The organism is Monashia sp. HAY1-2A, assembly GCF_056755315.1.
The window spans coordinates 1-20265 of record NZ_JBNDHY010000084.1; the positions used below are offsets into that span (position 1 = coordinate 1).

Below are 20265 nucleotides of genomic sequence, written 5' to 3' on the forward strand. Positions count from 1 at the left end.
CCCCCCCCTTCTCCCCCAGAAAACCCCCCCACCCTAGATTACTACGCGTCTCGTGGGCTCGGAGATGTGTATAAGAGACAGGGAGCGCCGTGGTCCGCGCTGGGTCGGTAGCCCGGCCCGACGGGTGCCGCCAGCGACCGGTGTTCGGGCCGGTCCCGGCCGACTGCGTCACCCGGCATCGACGGCAGGAACCCGGGTCCGGGGACGGCCGGCGCCGCGTCCGGCCCTCCGCCCCCGCGGGAAGCGCCCCGGGTACCCGCTGCGCCGAGCCCTCCTGGCTCGCCGCCGCGGGCGGGAGCCGCGACCGGTGCGCTGCCGGCCGAGGAGAGCGAGGCGGGTGGCAGGGCGAGCGAGCCGACGGAGGCTCCGAGCAGCACGGTGAGCACCTTGCGAACCGCGAGCGGGGTGACGCGCTCGGCCACCCCTGCGGCGAGCCGCCCCGCAGCGCCGGGGAGCAGGGCCAGGAGCGCCAACCCGGACCCGACAGCGAGCCACAGGGCCAGGGCGGCACCCAGCCAGGCCAGCCCGACGAGCACGAGCTGGTCCGGCCGGGCTGAGTCGGCCGTGCGCGGGCCGGAGGCAGCCACCTCGACGAGGAGGCGGGCGGCCCCCGAGGCGACCCCGACTCCGACCGCAGCCCACGCCGCGGCGCGGACCCGGCCGCCCTGCTCCTGCACACGACCTGGCGGAGGTCGGAGAGGTGCACTCCGTGACCTGGACCCGCTCGTTCCCCGGTTCATGGGCTCATTCAATGCAGTTTGCCTGCGTTTGGCCACAGTTGAGCCTCGATGCCTGTGGATGACTCGGGTCGCGCCATCGGGCTGCAGGCGCCACAGTGGTGCCATGCGTTGGGAACGGCTCTTCGACGACCTCGAGGCCCAGGTCGATGCCGACGAGGCCCGTGGCCTCGTCACCGAGGTGGCCGACCGGGTGCGGCGCGAGCGCGCCCAGCTGGACCTCCACACCCGGCTCCTGGCGCAGCTGGGCGCGAGTGCGGTCTCCCTGCGTCTTCCCGGCCGGGTGCTCGCGGGGGTTGTCCGCGACGTCGGCCCGGACTGGGTGCTCCTCGAGCCCGCGGCCGACCGCCAGGTGCTCGTGGCCCTCCCCGCGGTGCGGTCGCTGGCGGGGCTGGGCCGCGGGGCGCGTACACCCTCGGTCGTCACCCGGCGGTTCGGCCTGGGCGCGGCTCTGCGGGTCCTCAGCCGTGACCGCGCGCCCGTCGAGCTGGCGGACCTCGACGGCCGTCAGTCCACGGGCACCATCGACATGGTGGGGTCGGACCACCTCGAGCTGGCCGTCCACGCCCCCGACGAGCCGCGCCGACGCGACAACGTCAGCGGGTCGGTCGTCGTCCCGTTCGCCGCACTGGCCACCGTGCGCCGGCTCGCCTGACCCGGCGCCGCGGCAGGAGGGACGTGGCGGCCGCTCACACGTCGTCCACGGTTCCGCCGAACGGGTGCGCCTTGACGAAGGAGCGGGTCTCGGCGTACATCCGCTCGATGTAGGCCTCGAGCTCGCTGACCTCCACCCGCCACTGGCCGCGCCCGCCGATCTTGATGGCCGGTAGCTCACCCGAGCGCACGAGCGCATAGGCCTGGGCCGAGGAGATGTTGAGGATCTCGGAGACCTCGGCGAGCTGCAGGAACCGCTGGGCCACGTCCGCTCCTTGTCGTGTCGGCGATCGGCAGGACCGCGTCGTGCTGTGGTGGCGTCGGTCACCCCGGCGCTGTGCCCTGGCGGGACGTCGTGGTGGTCCGGGCGCCTCACGGCGTCCGTACCCGTCCAGGGCGGCGCGTACCCGACCCTCCCGCATCCCCTGCAGCGGCCGGACGTCGGGTACGGCTGCGTCCGACCGCCACATGGTAGGCCCCGTGGCTGCGGTGAGCCGTCGCCATCCACAGGTGTCGACGTCGGTGGGCGATGGCGTGCGCGCTGGTGCAGGATGTGCGCTGTGCCGGTTCGCCCGGTTCATCACGGTTCGTGCTTCGCATCGTCACACAGGGGGTCCCATGTCCGAGCTGGCGCGGCCGGTTGCCAGACGCCTCGAGCGACCGGGCTGGCGTGACAGTCGGCTCGTCGTCGGTGTCCTGCTCGTCGTGCTCGCGGCGACGCTCGGGGCCAAGGCGGTCGCGAGTGCCGACGACCGGGTGCCGGTGTGGGTCGCCGGCAGCGACCTCGTCGCGGGTGACCGCGTCGAGGCCTCGTCGTTCGTGCGCGCCGACGTCCAGCTGGGCGAGGGCCTGTCGACCTACCTCACCGCGGACGCCCCGGCGCCGGTCGGGTCGTACCTGTTGCGCGACGTCCGCGCGGGCGAGCTCGTGCCGGCCTCGGCCGTGGGCAGCGGGGACCAGGTCGACGTGCAGCGCGTCACCGTCAGGGCCGATGCCGCGTCCGCCCAGGGGCTGGCTCGCGGCACGCGCGTCGACGTGTTCGTCACGCCGCGCGCCGCCACGACGTCCGATGCGGCCGCCGCCCGCACGACGCGGCTCATCCAGGCCGCGGCCGTGTCGGCGGTCCTGACCAGCCAGAGCGGTTTCGGCTCCGACGCGACCACCTCGGTCCAGCTGCTCGTGCCGAGCGAGAAGGTCACGCCGCTGGTCGAGGCCGTCGACGGGGACGCCCGGCTCACGCTCGTCCCGGTCGTCGGGGCCGTCTCGGGTCCCGGGTCATGACCGAGGTCCTGACCGGCCTGAGCCCCCGGTGGGAGTCGCCGGTCGCCGAGGCCCTCGAGGCGCTGCCGGGGGTGACGATCGCCCGCCGGTGCGCGGACGTGGCCGAGCTGCTGTCGGTCGCCGAGGCCGGCCTCGGTTCGGTGGCCGTCGTCTCGTGGGACCTGCGCGGGCTCGACCTCGAGGTCGTGGACCGACTGCGCCGCAGCGGTTTCGTCGTCGTCGGGCTCGTCCCCGGGGCGGACGAGGACGCCGAGCGGCGCCTGCGGCAGCTGTCCATCCACCGGGTGGTTCCCGTCGATGCTGAGCCCGAGCGTCTCGCCGAGGCACTCGCGGACCGGGTCCCCGACGACGCCGACGCCCTCGAGGCCGCGTTCGGTCACGCCGCTCCCGGCGCTGCCGTGGGGGAGGGGGCCCACGTCGCCGGTGGCGACCCCGGGCCCGCCGACGTGCTCCCTCCCTCGCCCGCGGACGAGCCGGTCGGGTGGACCCCTCGAGGCGCGTCCGCTCCGGCCGCTACCGGCGACCTGGACCCGGACTCCCGCGACGCGGGCGCCCCCGATGTCCTCACCGGGCGGCCGAGCCGGGCACCGGTCCTGGCGGTGTGGGGGCCGAACGGGGCTCCCGGCCGAACGACGGTGGCCACGACCCTGGCCGCCGAGCTCGCCTCCCGTGGGGTGTCCGTGCTGCTCGTCGACGCCGACACCTACGGTGGGTGCGTCGCGCAGGCGCTCGGCGTGCTGGACGAGGCCCCTGGTGTGGCGGCCGCGTGCCGTGCTGCCGACCAAGGCCTGCTCGACCTGCCCGCGCTGGCCCGCATCGCACCGGAGGTCGTCCGGGGCCTGCGCGTGCTGACCGGCCTGCCGAAGGCCGAACGCTGGCCCGAGGTGCGCGCCGGCGCGCTCGAGCGCGTTCTCGACCTTGCCCGCTCGCTCGTCGACGCCGTGGTCGTCGACTGCGGCTTCTGCCTCGAGGACGACGAGGAGCTGAGCTACGACACCTCGGCCCCGCGACGCAACGAGGCGACCCTGACGGCGCTCGCCGTCTCCGATCTCGTGGTCGCCGTGGGCGGCGGCGACCCGGTCGGCCTGCAGCGCTTCGTCCGGGGGCTCCAGGAGCTCGGTACCGTCCCCTCGGGGGACCCCGTACCGGTCGTCAACCGGGTGCGGGCCTCGGCCGTCGGGTCGCGGCCGCAGGGCCGCATCGCCGACTCGCTCGCGCGGTTCGCCGGGCTCGGCGGGGTCCGGTTCGTGCCCGATGACCCCGAGGCCGTCGACGGTGCGATGCTCGCCGGACGTTCCGTCGTCGAGCACGCCCCCGACTCGGCGCTGCGCCGCGCGGTGGCCGACCTCGCATCGCAGGTGGCTCCGTGGACGGTGCCGCAGCAGGGGTCGCTCGGTCGGCGGCGACGCGTCGGGTGGCGTCGACAGGCCGTCAGGGCGTGAAGAGGATCGTCAGCCCACCGAGGGTGTAGACGATCATCACAACCATCAGTGGCACCTGGCCGATGACGGCGGCCCGACGCGGGAGCACGGTGATGGCGCGCTCGTGCGCTGCCAGGACGCCCAGCAGGTGGCCGACGACGATGCTCACGGCCTGGATCGTGGCCACGAGCGTCGGCTGGATCAAGGCGTCGTTCGGCACGAGGTGGGCCGTGCCGAGGAGGTCGGCGCCGGTGCCGAGGGGGTCGGTGAGCAGGACCCACGCGTACTGCCCCTGGTAGACGAGCAGCGACCAGTAGTGCGCGACGACGTAGCCACCGGCGATGGGCACGAGCGACGGGGCGATGTCGCTGACGAACTCCCTCGAGCGGCCGACGGGCTCGCCGGCGAGGCGTACCGAGACGACGGAGGCCAGCCAGATCGTCACCGCGACGAGCAGGAAGAAGCCGACGAGCGTGCCGGTCTTGAGCAGGACCGAGGGCAACGGCGAGCTCTGCACGAACGTCGACCAGGACAGGTTCGCCGAGAACCCGTCGTAGGCCGTGCTGCCGAGCATGACGGCGACCGTCGCGACGAGCCCGCGGGTGCCGCGCAGCGTGTTGATGCCGTGCAGCGGCGTCCGCAGGACCCAACGGCGGTCGGGCCGACGTCCGAGCGGGGACAGCAGGCCGAGGAGGCGCGACCAGGCCTCGAAGGGGTCGGCCTCGTCGAACCAGGCCGGGCCGAAGACCACCGAGCCGAGGACGGTCACTGCGACGTACGCGCCGATGACGAGCCGCAGGACGAGCAGGTCGGTGTTGTCGGTCGCGACGAGCTCGAGCCACGTGAACGCGGCAAGCCCGAGGGCCGCCGGCCAGAGTCCGGCCCGGTAGCGGGCGACGGCGGTGTCCGGCGGCACCTTCGCGAGCGCGAGCAGCCGGCGGTGCACGAGACGCAGCGGGTTGACGACACGCCACACCGGCCCGAGAAGCATGGAGCCGAAGGCAAGACCCACCCAGAACCAGACGTACACGACGTGCGGCACCGGGTTGCGGGCCGAGTCGGGCCCACCGACGAGCGCCACGAGCGTCCACACCGTGACGGCCCCGACGGCGAGCCGAGCCAGGACGCGCAGCCATCGCGAGTCGAGGACCCGACCCACGGCCAGGGGCAGCGGCAGGCCCTGGTCCCGGCGGAGCCGGGGCTCGCGCCAGAGCACGCCGATGGCGACGAACGAGATGAGCAGGGCCGACACGGCGGCCACGACGAGGGCGGTGAAGGGCAGGGGCAGGTCCCCGCGGCTCCCGACGCCGTGCGCCGGGGCGAGCGCCGGCGCCAGCACGGGGGCGAGCCCCGGCGCGAGGCCGTCGGGTGCGGCGGTCACGACGCGTCCGACCCGCTCAGCGGACCGCGACGGTGAGCAGCGTCAGGGCGGGCTCGTGCGTCTCGACCTCGTAGAGGCCGGGGTCCTTGGCCGTGAGCCGGAGCGTCGCCGGGGTGCCCGCCCGCAGCTGCACCTCCTGGTCGAACCCGTGGGCGTGCAGCTCGTCGTCGTGGTCGCTCGTGACGACGAGCTCGAGCGTCGAGCCGACCGGCACGTCGACCTGCGCCGGCGCCGGGGTGACGGTGCTGCCGGTGATCGTCACCGCGAGCCGCCTGACCGTGCCGGTGGCCCCGACGCCGGCGGCCGACGTGCCCGCGCCGGCGCCGGTGGTGCTGCACGCGGCGGTACCCGCGAGCGCGAGGACGCAGACGACGGGTGACAGGGCCCGGATCACACGCATGGCCACGATCCTAGATGTGGGGGTCTGGCAGAGTGTGACCATGTCCGACCGGCTGACCTCGCTCGACGCGTCGTTCCTCTACCTGGAGGAGTCGACGACCGCGATGCACGTCGGGTCGGTCATGGTCTTCGAGCCACCGCGCGAGGGCTTCGACTACGACCGGCTCGTCGGCATCATCGGCAGCCGCATCGGGGCCATCCCACGGTTCCGGCAGAAGGTCCGCGACGTGCCGGGGCGGATCGCCAACCCGGTCTGGGTCGACGACGAGTCGTTCGACATGAGCTACCACGTGCGCCGCGCCGGGCTGCCCCGCCCCGGCACGGACCGCCAGCTGCAGGACTTCGTCGCCCGGGTCCAGCCGCGGCGCCTGGACCGCACCCGTCCCCTCTGGGAGGTGTACCTCGTCGAGGGCCTCTCGGGCGGCCGGTTCGCGATCGTCACCAAGACCCACCAGGCCCTCATCGACGGCGTCAACGCGCTCGACATCGCGCACGTCCTCGTCGACGCGGTCAAGGGCGGGGAGCTCGACGAGGAGCTCGTCCCCTGGGACCCGCAGCGGTCGCCGTCCTCTGTCGAGCTCGTCACCGAGGCGCTCGTCGACGCGGTCCGGCGCCCGACGCAGGTCGTCGACCTGGTCCGCGGCGGCGTCAACGACGCCCTCAACGTCGCGGTCCGAGCCGCGGAGTCGGCGGGCCACCTGCTGTCCACGGTCGCCCGCACGGCGGCCCGGCCGGCGCCGGACTCCCCGCTCAACGCCGAGATCGGCTCGGCCCGGCGGTGGGTCATGATCGCCACCGACCTCGAGGACTACCGGCGGGTGCGCGCGTGCCTCGCGCGGGGCGCCTACGCCGAGGACGTCACGATCAACGACGTCGTGCTCGCGACGATCGCGGGCGGGTTCCGAACGTGGTTGCTGGGCCGCGGCGAGCCGGTGTCGGCGGCCACGACGGTGCGCGCCATGGTGCCGGTGAGCATCTACGGCGACGACCCGTCGGGCATGTACGCCAACCAGGTCATGGCCTGCGTGGTCAACCTGCCCGTCGGCGAGCCCGGGGCCTCGATGCGGCTGCACCAGATCGCCTTCGCGATGCGCCAGCAGATGGAGGGTGGCCAGGCGGTGGGCGCGACGTCGCTGGCCAACCTCGCGGGCTTCGCGCCGCCGACCCTGCACGCCCTCGGCGCCCGCGTCGGCTCGGCGATGTCGCGGCGTCTCTACAACGTCATGATCACCAACGTGCCCGGGCCGCAGACGCCGCTCTACGCGGGGGACGCGAAGATGCTCTCGACCTATCCGGTGACGCCGCTCGCCAAGGGGCAGGCCCTGTCGATCGGCATCACCTCCTACGACGGCGGCGTGTACTACGGCCTCAACGCCGACCGCGGCGCGATGCCCGACGTCGACGTGCTCGGCCAGTCCATCCTCGAGTCCCTCGAGGAGCTGCGCAGCGGGAGGGAGTCCTGATGCCCGTCGTCCGCGTCTACGTGCCGCTCGGGCGCGACGGGCTCGAGGAGCTCGCGTCGTCCGGACGGCTGTCCGCAGGTCCGGGGACGCCACGCCTCGCCTTCGCCGTGACGCCCGCGCTCGAGGCGTCGGCGCCGGGCCATGACCTCGAGGACCTCGAGTACGCCGCGTTCAGCGATGCCGTCGACGCGGCCGGCGGCCTGCGGGTCGCGCGCGCGGACCGCCGGGTCGTGGCCTCCGCCGACGCCGATGCCGATGCCGTCGTGCACCGGGCGGTCCCGAGCGGCGGAGCGCCGGTGTCGCGGGTCGTCGTCACCGCACCGCTGCCCCTGTCACGCGTCGCGTCCTTCCACGTCGACGACGAGGTGTCGGCAGCAGGACCGGACGACGAAGCCGACGAGCTGCTCTGGTACGACGTCACCGAGCTCGACGACGTGCGCGGCTTCTTCGCCTGAGTCGCAAGGGATCCCGGTGGGCGAGCAGGTCGCGCTCTACGACGAGGCCGGACGCGTCGTCGGCAGCGCGCCCCGGTCGGTGATGCGGTCGCGCAACCTGCGCCACGCGGCGTCCTCGATCGTCGTGCGGGACCCGGACGGTCGCGTGTACCTCCACCGGCGCACCACGACGAAGGACGTGTACCCCGGCCTGCTCGACTTCGCGGCCGGTGGCGTGGTGCTGGCGGGGGAGGAGCCCGGCGACGGGGCGCTCCGCGAGCTGGAGGAGGAGCTCGGGGTGCACGGCGTGCCGCTCGTGCCGCTCGGGGTCGCCGACTACGCCGACGCCGCGACCCGCTACCGCGCCTTCCGCTACACGGCGACGTGGGACGGGCCGGTGCGCTGGCAGCTGGAGGAGGTGTCGTGGGGCGCATGGGTCGACCTCCCCGAGCTGGTCCGGATCGTCGACGAGGAGCCGGAGTCCGTGGTGCCGGACAGCGTCGCCGTGTGGCGCCCGATCCTGCGGGACTGGCTCGACCCGGGTCGCGAGGGCGTCTGACCGTCTGGGCGGTCCACGGCTCTTGCCTAGGCCGAACGGTCGTGCTTTTATGGGTCCATGGGCAAGGGTGACGCGACGAAGCAGGCGGTCCTCGACGAGGCGGCCGAGCTCGCGTCCCGCGTCGGGCTCGGGGGCCTGACGATCGGCACGCTGGCCGCCGCCACCAAGCTGAGCAAGAGCGGGCTGTACGCCCACTTCGCCTCCAAGGAGGCCCTGCAGGTCGAGGTGCTCCGGCACGCCCGTGAGCGGTTCACCGACGTCGTGCTGCGCCCTGCCCTGGCATCGCCGCGCGGCGAGCCGCGTCTTCGCGCCTTCTTCGACGCCTGGCTCGAGTGGCAGTCGAACGGGTACGGCGGCGGCTGCATCTTCGTCGACGCCGCAAGCGAGTTCGACGACCAGGAGGGGCCCGTGCGCGACGAGCTCGTGCGTGCCGAGCGCGACAAGCAGGAGTCGGTCGCGCTCATCGTCGGCACGGCCGTCGCCGAGGGGCACTTCCGCGCCGACGTCGAGCCCGAGCAGTTCGCCTACGAGCTCGAGGGCATCGTCCTGGCGCACCACCAGGCCAGCCGGCTCCTCCGCGACGCCGGGGCTCGGGCCCGCGCCGGCCGGGCCTTCGAGCGTCTCCTCGACGCGTGCCGGCCGGTCGCCCGGTCGGCCTGACCGCGTTCCGACCGCCCACCGCAGGGGCCCATCCCCGGAAGGACCGTCATGGCTTATCCAGCATCACAGAAAAGCACGATCGTTCGGACGCCATCGTCGATGGCTCTGCGAGCCCTCGACCGGTTGGCTCCGCCCCTGGCGGCGCGCCTGCTCGAAGGCGTGTGGTTCCGCGTCCCCCGCGTCCCCCGCGTCGCGCGCAGCGGCCTCGTCGCCGCGCCTCCGCCCGACGACCCGGCGCCCACGGTGCGCGAGCTGCTCGGTGCGCCCTTCGAGGTGCCGGTGCAGGGGCGGGTCGTCCGGGGGTGGTCGTGGGGGCAGGGCCCGGTGGTCTACCTCGTCCACGGCTGGGGCGGGACCCTCGAGCACCTCCTGCCGTTCGTCGGGCCGTTGACCGACGCCGGCCTGCAGGCGGTGGCCTTCGACGGGCTCGGTCACGGGCACTCGGACCGGGGGCGTCACGCAGACGGGACGAGCGACGCCGTGGAGCTGGGTCGGTCCCTCGATGCGGTGGCTGCCCGCTTCGGCCCGGCGCGAGCGGTCGTCGCGCACTCGATGGGTGCCCTGGCCGCGCTCCTCGCCCTGCGCGACGGGTGGGTCGGTGCCGAGCGGCTCGTCCTCGTCGCGCCGGTGCCGGGGGTTCCACACCTCGTCGAGCGGCTCCGCGCCGACCTCGGACTGGGCGCGCGGACGGTGCGCCGTCTCGAGGCGAGGGCCCGACGACGCACGGGCCACGCCGTCTCCGAGCTCGACCTCGTCCGGCTCGGGGGCGACCTCGAGCGCGCGGCCGACCCCCGCCTCGGACCCGCGGCAGGCCCCGGTCGCCCGGACCTTCTCGTCGTCCACGACCTCGGCGACCGCGAGGTGCCGCACGAGGCGTCGGCCGCACTCGTCCGGTCCTGGCCGGGCGCGCGGCTGCTCAGCACGGTGGGCCTCGGACACCGCAGGATCCTCGCCGACCGCGCGGTGGCCGGCGCCGTGGCCCGGTTCGCCGACCGCCTGCCCGTCGAGCCGACGCTGCACGGACTCGACGCCCCGGCACCGTGGCCGTTCGCCCAGGACGGACCGGACGCGGCGGCGTGGTCGCCCGCGGCGGGCAGCGACGTCGCGTGAGCGTCCCACCTGCTGGGCGAGGGGGGTCGCGGCGGGCGGAGGGGTTGTTACGTTGCGGTAATGGACTTCACCGCTGACGAGTACGCACGCCGGGACGCCGACCGGCTCCGGGAGATCCTCGCCGGCCCGCCGGTCACCTGGGTGTTCCTCGGTGACAGCATCACGCAGGGCGTCGTGCACACCCACGGCCGGCGCAGCTACGTCGAGCACTTCGCGGAGCGCGTCCGTGGCGAGCTCGGCCGCCGCGGTGACGCCGTCGTCAACTCGGGGGTCTCGGGGACGACGGCCGAGGACCTGCTCCCTGAGTTCCATTGGCGCGCAGGTCGGTTCAGCCCCGACGTCGTCCTCGTCATGTTCGGGACGAACGACATCGTCGCGGGGGCCGACGGCATCCGCGCCTACCGCTACCGCATCGACCAGATCGTGCAGCGCTCGCGCGACATCGGGGCCACCGTGGTGCTCCAGACGCCGCCCCCGGTGCTCGCCGACGGTCCGCGCACGCCCGAGCTCATCGCCCTCTACGCCGACGCCGTGCGCGAGGTCGGCGAGGCGCTCGGTGTCCTCGTCGTCGACCATGCGGCCTCGTGGCGTCAGGCGGCCGACGCCGCGGGCGCCGAGGTCGCACCCGAGGGATGGCTGGACGACTCCTTCCACCCGAGCGCCCGCGGCCACCACGAGATGGCTCTGACCCTGCTCCGCACGCTCGGCATCGCCGCCGAGACGAGCGCCGTCTGCTCGCTCACCGTCGAGGACGCCGTCGGCGCCGGCACCTGACCTCCTCCTCCGCAGCAGTCAGGGGCCGGTCAGGGTCCGATCAGGGCCGTCCCCGGCAGCGCAGGGAGCCCGGTCGGGGCCACGATGGAGCCATGACACACCCGATTCCCAACCCGTCCGGGCAGGCCCTGACCCCGACGAGCGACGAGCGCACGTGGGCGATCCTGGGACACCTGGCCGCCATCGTCGCAGCCGTCGTGTCCGTGGGCTGGCTCAGCTTCGTCGGCCCACTCCTGATCTGGGTCGCCTACAAGGACCGCAGCGCCTTCGTGCGACAGGCCGCCGCCGGCTCCTTCAACTTCAACCTCGCCGTGTGGGCCGCCATCATCGTCGGCTGGCTCATGTTCTTCACGGTCATCCTCATCCCCATCGCGGTCATCGTGTGGATCGTGGCGGTGGTCGCCGCGCTGTGGTTCCACGTCCGGGCCGCGATGGCGGCCAACCGCGGCCAGGCGTTCCGGTACCCGTGGGGCATCCCGGTCCTGCACTGACGACGCTGCCGGGCACGCCCGACGTCATGGAACGATGGGGTGGTCCCGCCCACGAGGCGGGCCACCCCATCGCCCGTGTCGGGCAGAAGACCGCGCCAACCCGCAGGAGATTGTGATGGACGCCGTGACCCACGTGCCCGCACCGGCCAACGAGCCGGTGCTCGACTACGCGCCGGGCTCGCCCGAGCGAAAGGCGCTCGAGGTCGCCCTGGCCGAGCTGGGCTCCAGCCGGCGCGACCTGCCGCACACCATCGGCGGTGAGCGGGTCACGGGCACGGGCCCCGAGATCGCGGTGCGTCAGCCGCACGCCCACGCCAAGGTGCTCGGCACCCTGCGCGACGCCACGGTGCAGGAGGGCCAGGCCGCCGTCGACGCGGCCAAGGCCGCCGCCCCGATGTGGCGCGCGCTGTCCTTCGACGACCGCGCCGCCATCCTGCTCAAGGCCGCCGAGCTGCTGGCCGGCCCGTGGCGCGCGCGCCTCAACGCCGCGACGATGCTCGGCCAGAGCAAGACCGCCTACCAGGCCGAGATCGACGCAGCCTGCGAGCTCATCGACTTCTGGCGTATCAACGTCCACTTCGCGCGCCAGATCCTCGAGCAGCAGCCGCCGCTGCACGCCAAGGGCATCTGGAACCGGTCGGACTACCGCTCGCTCGAGGGCTTCGTCTACGCCATCACCCCCTTCAACTTCACGGCGATCGCCGGCAACCTGCCGACCGCCCCGGCCCTCATGGGCAACACCGTCGTGTGGAAGCCGAGCCCGACCCAGCAGCTGGCCGCCACGCTGACGATGGAGCTGCTCGAGGAGGCGGGCCTGCCGCCCGGCGTCATCAACATGGTGACCGGCACCGGCGTCGAGGTCAGCAGGGCGGCCCTGGCCGACGAGGACCTCGCCGGCATCCACTTCACCGGCTCGACCCCGACCTTCAAGCGCCTGTGGCACGAGGTCGGCACGAACCTCGACCGGTACCGCACCTACCCGCGCCTCGTCGGCGAGACCGGCGGCAAGGACTTCATCCTCGCCCACCCGAGCGCCGACCCGGACGTGCTGCGCACCGCGATGATCCGCGGCGCGTTCGAGTTCCAGGGCCAGAAGTGCTCCGCCGCCTCGCGGGCCTACGTTCCCGCCTCCGTGTGGGACCGCATCCGGTCCGACCTCGTCGACATCACGAACGGCCTACCCCAGGGCGACGTCACCGACCTGTCCAACTTCATGGGCGCCGTCATCGACGAGCGGGCATTCGCCAAGCACCGGGACGCCATCGACCGGGCGCACGCCACGGACGGCATCGAGGTCATCGCCGGCGGCACGTACGACGACTCGGTGGGCTGGTTCGTGCGCCCCACGGTCCTCGAGGTCGGGGACGCGTCCGACGAGTCGTTCCGCACCGAGTACTTCGGGCCGATCCTGTCGGTCCACGTCTTCCCCGACGCGCGGTACGACGCCGTTCTCGACCAGATGGAGCGCTTCGCACCGTACGGCCTCACCGGCTCCATCATCGCCCAGGACCGTCGCGCCATCGCCGATGCGACGCAGCGCCTGCGCTTCGCGGCCGGCAACTTCTACATCAACGACAAGCCGACGGGTGCGGTGGTCGGCCAGCAGCCCTTCGGCGGGGGACGCGCGTCCGGCACCAACGACAAGGCGGGTGCGGCGCAGAACCTGCTGCGCTGGACCAGCGTCCGCTCGATCAAGGAGACCTTCGTCCCGCCGACCGACCACGCCTACCCGCACATGGGCTGAGCGCGCGCCGGTGCGAGAGGCCGGCCCACGCGGCCGGCCTCTCGCCTGGAGGGCGCGGGGTCAGCCGCGCTCGGCGAGCCAGGCCCGGCCCGTGCGCTGTTCGCTGCGGATGGCGTTGACGACGGCCGGCTCGGCGGCCTTCTCGATCCTGCGACCGAGCAGCGGGATCGAGGCCTTGAGGTCGCCCTCGATGCTGATCGTCGTGCCGGCGCCGGTGGGGGACAGGCGCACGTCGGAGCGCATCGCGACCGGCGCGCCGGCGACCTCGACGGTCAGGGTCCCCTTGCGGCTGGCATCGGGCGCGGCGCCGGACCACTCGTAGGTCTCGGTGATCGACAGCGTGCCGCCGACGACGGACTTGGCGAAGTCGGGCAGCCCGTCGGTCGGCAGGTCACGCCGGGTCACGACGCGGGCGCCGTCGCCGGTGGGGCTCACGGCGGCCTCATGGCGCAGGGCCCCGGCCTCGACGCACTTGCGCTCCTGGAAGTGCGGGTCGGTGACCATGGCGAACACGGCGTCCGGAGCGGCGACGTACGAGATCGTCTCGGAGATCTTCATGGGCGACACGCTATGCCACGTGCTCGGCACCCCTCGTCCCATCACCGTCGCCGACCCTGCAGACCGCGCGCTCGCGCCCGTCACGCGCCGGCGCGGCACCTGTCCGAGAGCCGGGCGAGCGCGGCGGTCGATCGCTCCAGCTCGCGGCGCAGGTGCGCGAGCTCGCGCGCACGGGCCGCCGTGATGCGGTTGAGCAGCTCCTGGAGCCGCTCGCGCTCGCGCAGCCGCGTCTGCGGCTCGACGCGGCTCGGACCGGGTGCCTCGACGACGATCTGGCCCTCGACGACGAGTCCTGCACGCTGCAGGTCCGGTTCGAGGGCGCGCAGCCGCGCCGCGCTCTCGGCGGTCGCGGCGGTCAGTGCCTGCAGCAGCCCACCCACGCCGTCGAGCTCGGTGGCCGTCCGGGTCAGCAGGTCGCGCTCTGCGGCCGTGACGTCGGGTCCGCCGCGGCGCACCTGGCGGCCGGCCGGAGCGTCGAGCTCGTGCACGTGGCCGACGAGGCGGTCGGCGGCCGTGCGCAGGACCCCACCGAGGGCCGAGATCGACGCCGCGTCGCCGTCCGTGCCCGTCACCGCGTCCCCCTTCCGGCCCCTCGGACGGCGGCCGCGCCCGACGCCCCTGGTGCTCCGGACGCTCCGGTCACGCGCGGCGCGTCCGTCGCCGCCGTAGCCTCCGTCGCGCCGGCGGCACCGAGGTCGAGGAGCCGTTCCTCGAGGGCCTCCGACAGGGCGCGGAGCGTGTCGGCGCCCTGCTCGACCCACGCGTCGAGGAGCCGTTGCGTCGCGAGGTCGCCGACGTCGGGCAGGTGCGTCAGGAGCGCGTCGGACCACGTGCGGGCGCCGGCCCGGGCATCGGCGAGGGCCCGGAGCGTCGCGCGGTCGGCGTCGCGCGCCGCCCGCTGCCCGGTGCCGTCGGTCATGGCCCCACTCTAGGCAGTCGCGGCGCCGCGGCCCGGCAGTTCTCCACCGCCCGCCTCCACCGCCCATCTCCACCGCCCATCTCCACCGCCCCGCGACGAGCCGAGGGGGTGGTGTGGCCGCAACCGGGAACGGGGATAGGCTCGCAGGGTGAGAGGCCGGCACGACGGCGTGCCGTGCCCGAGGCCCACGGTGAGGAATCCGAAGAGCGCATGTCCGCGTCACTCGAACAGACTCGAATCGACGTCCTGAAGGCTGCGGCGGCCGCCGTCGCACCGGCCCCGAGGAGGGGTCGGGCCACCCGAGACCACACGAGCGAGCTGGAGGAGTTCCTCCTCGCGTACTACCGGCTCGTCGCCACCGAGGACCTCCTCGCGCGACCGACCCGCGAGCTCGCCACCATCGCCGAGGCGCACCGGACGTTCGCCACCGAGCGGCCGGTCGGCACCTTCAACGTCCGCGCCTTCAACCCCACGCCCGAGGACGAGGGCTGGTCCACCACCCACACCGTCGTGCAGATCGTCGTCGACGACATGCCCTTCCTCGTCGACTCCGTCGTGGCCGCCCTCGGTGGCTTCGACCGTGGGGTCCACCTCATCGTCCACCCGCAGATGACGGTGTCGCGCACCATCACCGGTGAGCTGCAGACCATCGTCACCGACGGCAGCACGACGGTGCCGAGCGGCGGCGTCGGCCTCGTCCGCGAGTCGTGGATGCACCTCGAGATCGACCGGCTGCCCGACGACGCGCTGCCCGACCTCGAGAACCGGCTGCGGCACGTCCTCGAGAACGTCCGCGACTCCGTCGAGGACTGGCCGAAGATGCGGGCGCACGCCCTGACGATCGCGAGCGAGCTGCGCTCCGCCACGCCCCCCGGCACCGACCCGCACCAGGCCCGCGAGGCCGCCCGGTTCCTCGAGTGGCTGGCGCACAACAACTTCACCTTCCTCGGCTACCGCGAGTACTCGCTGACCCACGAGGACGGCAAGGACATCTCGCGGCAGGTGCCGGGCACCGGGCTGGGCCTGCTGCGCTACGACCGCCCGCGTGCCGCCAGCGGCCTCGTGCTGACGCCGGCCGCGAGCCGCGCCGCGCGCGACTCGTCGATCCTCATCATCACCAAGGCCAACTCGCGCGCCACCGTCCACCGCGACGTCTACCTCGACTACATCTCGATCAAGAGGTTCAACGCCCACGGCGAGTGCGTCGGCGAGCAGCGCTTCCTCGGGCTCTACGCGTCGGCCGCCTACAACGACACCATCCACGACATCCCGCTCGTCGACGTGCGCGCGCAGGAGGTCCTGCGGATCACCGGCCTGTCGGCCGACAGCCACTCGGGCAAGGACATCCTCCAGATCCTCGAGACCTACCCGAGGGACGAGCTGTTCCAGACGAGCGCGGCGCAGCTGGCCGACATCGCCACGAGCGTGCTGCACCTGCAGGAGCGTCGCAAGACCAAGCTGTTCCTGCGGCGGGACCAGTTCGGCCGCTTCGTCTCGTGCCTCGTCTACCTGCCGCGCGACCGCTACAACACGACGGTCCGCCTGCGCATCGAGGCCCTGCTCCTCGAGGCCTTCGGGGGCGAGAACATCGACAACACGACGCGCGTCAGCGAGTCGGTCCTCGCCCGCCTGCACTTCGTCGTGCGGATGCCGGCCGGCGTCGACATCCCCGACATCGACGAGGCCGCGCTCGAGCAGAAGGTCATCGACGCCACCCGGACGTGGGACGAGGACCTCGCCGACGCGCTCGCGAACGCCCGGGGCACCGACGGCGCCGCGCGCGCCATGGCGGCATACGCCAAGGCGCTGCCGGAGGCGTACAAGGAGGACTTCGACGTCGCGACCGCGGTCGAGGACCTCGACCGCATCGAGGGGCTCGGCGAGGGCGACCTCACCACGGCGCTGCACCTCTACGAGGACCCGTCCAGCGACTCCGCCCAGGAGCGACGCTTCAAGCTCTACCGGCGAGCCGAGCTGTCGCTGACGCAGGTGCTGCCCCTGTTCACCCACCTCGGTGTCGACGTCGGCGACGAGCGCCCGTACGAGCTGCGCGGTCCCGACGGGCGCACCCTGCGCATCTACGACTTCGGGCTGCGCGCCGACGCCGACGCGTGGGGCGGGTCCGGGTCGGCCGCCGACGACGTGCGTCGCCGGTTCGAGGACGCCTTCCGTGCCGTCTGGGACGGTCGCGCCGAGTCCGACGGCTTCAACGCACTCGTCCTCGGGGCGGGGCTGACGTGGCGCCAGGTCGTCATCCTGCGCACCGTCGCCAAGTACCTGCGCCAGACCGGGTCGACGTTCTCGCAGGACTACGTCGAGTCGGCGCTCGGGACGCACACGGGCCTGGCCCGCAGCCTCGTCGAGCTCTTCGAGGCCCGGTTCGATCCCGACGCCTTCCCCGACACCGAGGCCGGCCGCGACAAGCGTGCCGCACGGCAGAAGACGATCGTCACCCGGATCAAGGACGCCCTCGACGACGTCGCGAGCCTCGACCACGACCGCATCGTCCGGGCGCTGCTCGGTGTCATCCAGGCGAGCCTGCGCACGAACTTCTACCAGCCCGACGAGCACGGCCACGACAAGTCGTACGTCTCCCTCAAGCTCAACCCCAGGAAGATCCCCGACCTCCCGGCACCACGGCCGATGTTCGAGGTGTGGGTCTACAGCCCCCGCGTCGAGGGCGTGCACCTGCGCTTCGGCAAGGTCGCCCGGGGAGGCCTGCGGTGGTCGGACCGCAGGGAGGACTTCCGGACCGAGATCCTCGGCCTCGTCAAGGCCCAGATGGTCAAGAACGCCGTCATCGTGCCGACCGGCTCCAAGGGCGGGTTCTACGCCAAGCAGCTGCCCGACCCGGCGCTCGACCGCGCCGCCTGGCTGGACGAGGGCATCGCGTCCTACAAGCTGTTCATCAGCGGCCTGCTCGACCTCACGGACAACCTCGTGTCGGGCCAGGCCGTGCCGCCGCGTCGCGTCGTGCGCCACGACGAGGACGACACCTACCTCGTCGTCGCGGCCGACAAGGGCACGGCGAAGTTCTCCGACATCGCCAACGGCATCTCCGCCGACTACGGCTTCTGGCTCGACGACGCGTTCGCCTCCGGTGGCTCGGCGGGCTACGACCACAAGGGCATGGGGATCACCGCCCGTGGGGCCTGGGAGTCGGTCAAGCGGCACTTCCGCGAGCTCGGTCTCGACACGCAGAGCGAGGAGTTCACCGTCGTCGGCGTCGGCGACATGAGCGGTGACGTCTTCGGCAACGGCATGCTCCTGTCGGAGCACATCCGGCTCGTGGCCGCCTTCGACCACCGGCACATCTTCGTCGACCCCGACCCGGACGCCGCCACGTCGTACGCCGAGCGGCGCCGGATGTTCGACCTGCCGGGCTCCTCCTGGGCCGACTACGACGCATCGCTCATCAGCGCGGGCGGCGGCGTGTTCCCGCGCTCGGCCAAGTCGATCCCGGTGACGCCGCAGATGGTCCAGGCCCTCGGCCTGCGCTCCGGAACCCGGAGCATGACGCCCGCGGAGCTGATGAAGGCGATCCTGCTCGCACCGGTCGACCTGCTGTGGAACGGCGGCATCGGCACCTACGTCAAGGCCTCGGCCGAGACGAACGCCGAGATCGGCGACCGCGCCAACGACGCCATCCGCGTCAACGGCAGCGCCCTCCGGTGCAAGGTGGTCGGCGAGGGCGGCAACCTCGGCCTGAGCCAGCTCGGCCGCATCGAGGCCGCGCTGTCCGGTGTCCGGGTCAACACCGACGCCATCGACAACAGCGCGGGCGTCGACACCTCCGACCACGAGGTCAACATCAAGATCCTGCTCACCGAGCTGACCCGCACCGGCGAGCTGACGACGAAGCGCCGCAACACCCTCCTCGCCTCGATGACCGACGAGGTGGCCGAGCAGGTGCTGCGCGACAACTACGAGCAGAACGTCCTGCTCGGCAACGCCCGCGCCCAGCAGCACGCGATGCTCGGGGTCCACGAGCGGCTCATCCAGTTCCTCGAGGAGCACGGCGACCTCGACCGCGCGCTCGAGTTCCTGCCGAGCGACTCGGAGATCGCGCGCCGGCAGAAGGACGGCCTGGGCCTGTCCTCGCCCGAGTTCTCGGTGCTCGTCGCGTACGCGAAGCTGTACCTGAAGAACCAGCTCATCGCGACCACGCTGCCCGACGACCCGTGGCTGGCGACGACGCTGACGGACTACTTCCCGAAACCCTTGCGCCGCAAGTACGCCGAACAGATCGCCGCCCACCCGCTGCGGCGCGAGATCATCACCAACGCGGTCGCCAACTCGATGGTCAACCGCGGTGGCATCACGTTCGCCTACCGTGCCACCGAGGAGACCGGCGCCTCACCGGAGCAGGTCGCCCGCGCGTACGTCGTGTGCCGCGAGGTCTTCGACCTGGCCGGGTTCGTGCGCCGGGTCGAGGGCACCGACAACCAGGTGACGACGGCCGCGCAGACGGCGCTCTACCTCGAGTTCCGTCGGCTCCTCGACCGGGCGGTGCGCTGGTTCCTCACCTCTCGCCCGGCCGAGCTCGACATCGCCGGCGAGGTGGCCCGGTTCCGTCCGGGCGTCGAGGCGTACGCCGGCCGGATGTCCGAGCTGCTCCAGGGCAGCGAGCGCGCCCGCCTCGTGCGTCGCGCCGGCGACCTGCAGGGCAAGGGCGTGCCCGAGGAGCTCGCGCTGTCGGCGGCGTCCCTGCTCGACGCGTACTCGCTGCTCGACTGCATCGAGCTGGCCGAGGACACCGGCGAGCCCCTCCAGAACGTCGTCGGCGTCTACTTCCGCGCCTCCGAGACCTTCAGCATCGACGCGATGCTGACGCGGGTCTCGGCGCTGCCGCGCGAGGACCGCTGGGACGCGCTCGCCCGCGGCGCCATGCGCGACGACCTCTACGCCGTGCTGGAGAGCCTGACCCGCTCGATCCTCGAGGTCAGCGACCGCTCCGCCGAGCCGGCGGCGCGCCTCGAGGCGTGGTCCGAGCTCAACGCCGACGCCCTCGGGCGGGCCCGGCAGGCGCTCGGCGGCATCGAGCGGATGAGCCACGCGGGCATCGCCGCACTCTCGGTTGCGCTGCGCACGCTGCGTACGGTGACCCGTCCGGCCTCCTCCGCCCCGCCGCGGCCGGCCCGGCACGACGAGAGCCCGGCCCTCGAGCCGGCGGCGCCGACGCAGCAGGCGTCGGCCACGAAGCGGGCCGCGCGCAAGGCGAGCACCGTCAAGAGCGCGGCCGCGAAGAGTGCCGCCGGCAAGAGTGCCGCCGGCAAGAGTGCCGCGAGGAAGGCGGCCGGGACGAAGGCGCCTGCCAGCAAGGCGGCCGCGAAGGGCGGGACCGCCCGGAAGGTCGCGAAGAAGGCGGCCAAGGAGAAGGCGGCCAGGGAGACGGCGGGCGCGGGCCAGGGCACCACGGCTGCCGCCCGGGCGGCAGCCGCGACCAACGGCGTCGCCCCGAGCACGCTCACCGCCAAGAAGAAGGCTGCGGCCGCCCGGACCACGGCTGCACGCAGGAAGGCGACCGCCCGGGCAGCCGCGGCGGACGCGCACGGCTGACCCCGACCCGGGCCCGGTGGCCGCGTCGGGGCATGACCCCTGTCTCTTATACACATCTCCGAGCCCACGAGACGCGTAGTAATGTGGGGGGTTGTTTTTTTCGTTTGGGGGAGGGGGGGGG

Annotated in this window: 19 protein-coding genes; 12 read left to right on the top strand and 7 right to left on the bottom strand. The window is 73.4% G+C overall.

Annotated elements, in window-relative coordinates:
• Positions 1 to 41 precede the first annotated feature (41 nt).
• Positions 42 to 677 carry a hypothetical protein gene (locus tag ACPYOM_RS13420; protein ID WP_481346344.1) on the bottom strand — a complete coding sequence of 212 codons (636 nt, stop codon included), beginning with the start codon at positions 675 to 677 and terminating at the stop codon, positions 42 to 44.
• A gap of 166 nt (positions 678 to 843) precedes the next feature.
• Here ACPYOM_RS13420 and ACPYOM_RS13425 point away from each other — a divergent pair, with 166 nt between their 5' ends.
• On the top strand, positions 844 to 1392 hold the full coding sequence (locus tag ACPYOM_RS13425; RefSeq protein WP_481346345.1) for a hypothetical protein: 549 nt from the start codon (positions 844 to 846) through the stop codon (positions 1390 to 1392).
• A 34-nt stretch (positions 1393 to 1426) separates the two neighbouring features.
• Here the strand turns inward: ACPYOM_RS13425 and ACPYOM_RS13430 are convergent, their stop codons facing one another.
• A complete protein-coding gene (locus tag ACPYOM_RS13430) occupies positions 1427 to 1657 on the bottom strand; it encodes a helix-turn-helix domain-containing protein (RefSeq protein ID WP_481343414.1) in 231 nt (76 codons plus the stop codon).
• Positions 1658 to 2009: 352 nt separating this feature from the next.
• On the opposite strand from ACPYOM_RS13430, the gene ACPYOM_RS13435 reads away from it, so the two are divergent.
• Both ACPYOM_RS13435 and ACPYOM_RS13440 read left to right on the top strand, forming a co-directional pair.
• On the top strand, positions 2010 to 2672 hold the full coding sequence (locus tag ACPYOM_RS13435; protein WP_481346346.1) for a CpaB family protein: 663 nt from the start codon (positions 2010 to 2012) through the stop codon (positions 2670 to 2672).
• The gene (locus ACPYOM_RS13440; RefSeq protein ID WP_481346347.1) at positions 2669 to 4114 is read left to right on the top strand and encodes a CpaE/TadZ family protein; all 1446 of its coding nucleotides are present in this window, start codon (positions 2669 to 2671) and stop codon (positions 4112 to 4114) included. Before ACPYOM_RS13435 ends, ACPYOM_RS13440 begins: the two co-directional genes overlap by 4 nt.
• On the opposite strand, the gene ACPYOM_RS13445 is transcribed toward ACPYOM_RS13440, so the two are convergent.
• Together ACPYOM_RS13445 and ACPYOM_RS13450 are read right to left on the bottom strand one after the other, a co-directional pair.
• The gene (locus ACPYOM_RS13445; protein WP_481346348.1) at positions 4104 to 5474 is read right to left on the bottom strand and encodes a hypothetical protein; all 1371 of its coding nucleotides are present in this window, start codon (positions 5472 to 5474) and stop codon (positions 4104 to 4106) included. The genes ACPYOM_RS13440 and ACPYOM_RS13445 overlap by 11 nt on opposite strands.
• A gap of 16 nt (positions 5475 to 5490) precedes the next feature.
• Positions 5491 to 5874 (bottom strand): hypothetical protein, encoded by a 384-nt coding sequence (locus tag ACPYOM_RS13450; RefSeq protein WP_481343418.1) that lies wholly within the window; start codon positions 5872 to 5874, stop codon positions 5491 to 5493.
• 40 nt (positions 5875 to 5914) lie between these two features.
• Here ACPYOM_RS13450 and ACPYOM_RS13455 point away from each other — a divergent pair, with 40 nt between their 5' ends.
• From ACPYOM_RS13455 to pruA, 8 genes are all read left to right on the top strand, one after another.
• The gene (locus tag ACPYOM_RS13455; RefSeq protein WP_481346349.1) at positions 5915 to 7336 is read left to right on the top strand and encodes a WS/DGAT/MGAT family O-acyltransferase; all 1422 of its coding nucleotides are present in this window, start codon (positions 5915 to 5917) and stop codon (positions 7334 to 7336) included.
• Entirely contained in the window at positions 7336 to 7791 is a 456-nt protein-coding gene (locus tag ACPYOM_RS13460; protein ID WP_481343420.1) for a DUF6912 family protein, read from the top strand. The genes ACPYOM_RS13455 and ACPYOM_RS13460 overlap by 1 nt, the downstream gene beginning before the upstream one ends.
• Positions 7792 to 7807: 16 nt before the next feature.
• Positions 7808 to 8329 carry an NUDIX domain-containing protein gene (locus ACPYOM_RS13465; protein ID WP_481346350.1) on the top strand — a complete coding sequence of 174 codons (522 nt, stop codon included), beginning with the start codon at positions 7808 to 7810 and terminating at the stop codon, positions 8327 to 8329.
• A gap of 57 nt (positions 8330 to 8386) precedes the next feature.
• The gene (locus tag ACPYOM_RS13470) at positions 8387 to 8989 is read left to right on the top strand and encodes a TetR/AcrR family transcriptional regulator (protein WP_481343422.1); all 603 of its coding nucleotides are present in this window, start codon (positions 8387 to 8389) and stop codon (positions 8987 to 8989) included.
• Positions 8990 to 9088: 99 nt separating this feature from the next.
• Positions 9089 to 10099 carry an alpha/beta fold hydrolase gene (locus tag ACPYOM_RS13475; RefSeq protein ID WP_481346351.1) on the top strand — a complete coding sequence of 337 codons (1011 nt, stop codon included), beginning with the start codon at positions 9089 to 9091 and terminating at the stop codon, positions 10097 to 10099.
• 60 nt (positions 10100 to 10159) lie between these two features.
• Entirely contained in the window at positions 10160 to 10873 is a 714-nt protein-coding gene (locus tag ACPYOM_RS13480) for an SGNH/GDSL hydrolase family protein (RefSeq protein ID WP_481346352.1), read from the top strand.
• A gap of 92 nt (positions 10874 to 10965) precedes the next feature.
• Positions 10966 to 11364: a DUF4870 domain-containing protein gene (locus tag ACPYOM_RS13485; RefSeq protein ID WP_481346353.1), complete on the top strand. Its 399-nt coding sequence runs from the start codon at positions 10966 to 10968 to the stop codon at positions 11362 to 11364.
• Positions 11365 to 11479: 115 nt separating this feature from the next.
• Entirely contained in the window at positions 11480 to 13108 is a 1629-nt protein-coding gene (gene pruA, locus ACPYOM_RS13490) for an L-glutamate gamma-semialdehyde dehydrogenase (protein WP_481346354.1), read from the top strand.
• Between the two features lie 60 nt (positions 13109 to 13168).
• Here pruA and ACPYOM_RS13495 read toward each other — a convergent pair whose 3' ends face one another.
• The 3 genes from ACPYOM_RS13495 to ACPYOM_RS13505 form a co-directional block, all read right to left on the bottom strand.
• Positions 13169 to 13666, bottom strand: a complete 498-nt coding sequence (locus tag ACPYOM_RS13495; protein WP_481343357.1) for a DUF2505 domain-containing protein — start codon at positions 13664 to 13666, stop codon at positions 13169 to 13171.
• Positions 13667 to 13746: 80 nt separating this feature from the next.
• A complete protein-coding gene (locus tag ACPYOM_RS13500) occupies positions 13747 to 14238 on the bottom strand; it encodes a hypothetical protein (protein ID WP_481343358.1) in 492 nt (163 codons plus the stop codon).
• Positions 14235 to 14585: a hypothetical protein gene (locus ACPYOM_RS13505; protein WP_481346355.1), complete on the bottom strand. Its 351-nt coding sequence runs from the start codon at positions 14583 to 14585 to the stop codon at positions 14235 to 14237. Before ACPYOM_RS13505 ends, ACPYOM_RS13500 begins: the two co-directional genes overlap by 4 nt.
• Before the next feature lie 210 nt (positions 14586 to 14795).
• On the opposite strand from ACPYOM_RS13505, the gene ACPYOM_RS13510 reads away from it, so the two are divergent.
• Entirely contained in the window at positions 14796 to 20144 is a 5349-nt protein-coding gene (locus tag ACPYOM_RS13510; RefSeq protein WP_481346356.1) for an NAD-glutamate dehydrogenase, read from the top strand.
• The last annotated feature ends 121 nt before the right edge of the window (positions 20145 to 20265 follow it).

Excerpts from the sequence above, each read along its gene's own strand:
- ACPYOM_RS13485 (WP_481346353.1), top strand. The coding sequence starts at position 10,966 with ATGACACACCCGATTCCCAACCCGTCCGGGCAGGCCCTGACCCCGACG.
- ACPYOM_RS13480 (WP_481346352.1), top strand. The coding sequence starts at position 10,160 with ATGGACTTCACCGCTGACGAGTACGCACGCCGGGACGCCGACCGGCTC.
- ACPYOM_RS13510 (WP_481346356.1), top strand. The coding sequence starts at position 14,796 with ATGTCCGCGTCACTCGAACAGACTCGAATCGACGTCCTGAAGGCTGCG.
- ACPYOM_RS13440 (WP_481346347.1), top strand. The coding sequence starts at position 2,669 with ATGACCGAGGTCCTGACCGGCCTGAGCCCCCGGTGGGAGTCGCCGGTC.
- ACPYOM_RS13505 (WP_481346355.1), bottom strand. The coding sequence starts at position 14,585 with ATGACCGACGGCACCGGGCAGCGGGCGGCGCGCGACGCCGACCGCGCG.
- ACPYOM_RS13425 (WP_481346345.1), top strand. The coding sequence starts at position 844 with ATGCGTTGGGAACGGCTCTTCGACGACCTCGAGGCCCAGGTCGATGCC.
- pruA (WP_481346354.1), top strand. The coding sequence starts at position 11,480 with ATGGACGCCGTGACCCACGTGCCCGCACCGGCCAACGAGCCGGTGCTC.
- ACPYOM_RS13495 (WP_481343357.1), bottom strand. The coding sequence starts at position 13,666 with ATGAAGATCTCCGAGACGATCTCGTACGTCGCCGCTCCGGACGCCGTG.
- ACPYOM_RS13435 (WP_481346346.1), top strand. The coding sequence starts at position 2,010 with ATGTCCGAGCTGGCGCGGCCGGTTGCCAGACGCCTCGAGCGACCGGGC.
- ACPYOM_RS13455 (WP_481346349.1), top strand. The coding sequence starts at position 5,915 with ATGTCCGACCGGCTGACCTCGCTCGACGCGTCGTTCCTCTACCTGGAG.
- ACPYOM_RS13450 (WP_481343418.1), bottom strand. The coding sequence starts at position 5,874 with ATGCGTGTGATCCGGGCCCTGTCACCCGTCGTCTGCGTCCTCGCGCTC.
- ACPYOM_RS13475 (WP_481346351.1), top strand. The coding sequence starts at position 9,089 with ATGGCTCTGCGAGCCCTCGACCGGTTGGCTCCGCCCCTGGCGGCGCGC.
- ACPYOM_RS13460 (WP_481343420.1), top strand. The coding sequence starts at position 7,336 with ATGCCCGTCGTCCGCGTCTACGTGCCGCTCGGGCGCGACGGGCTCGAG.
- ACPYOM_RS13470 (WP_481343422.1), top strand. The coding sequence starts at position 8,387 with ATGGGCAAGGGTGACGCGACGAAGCAGGCGGTCCTCGACGAGGCGGCC.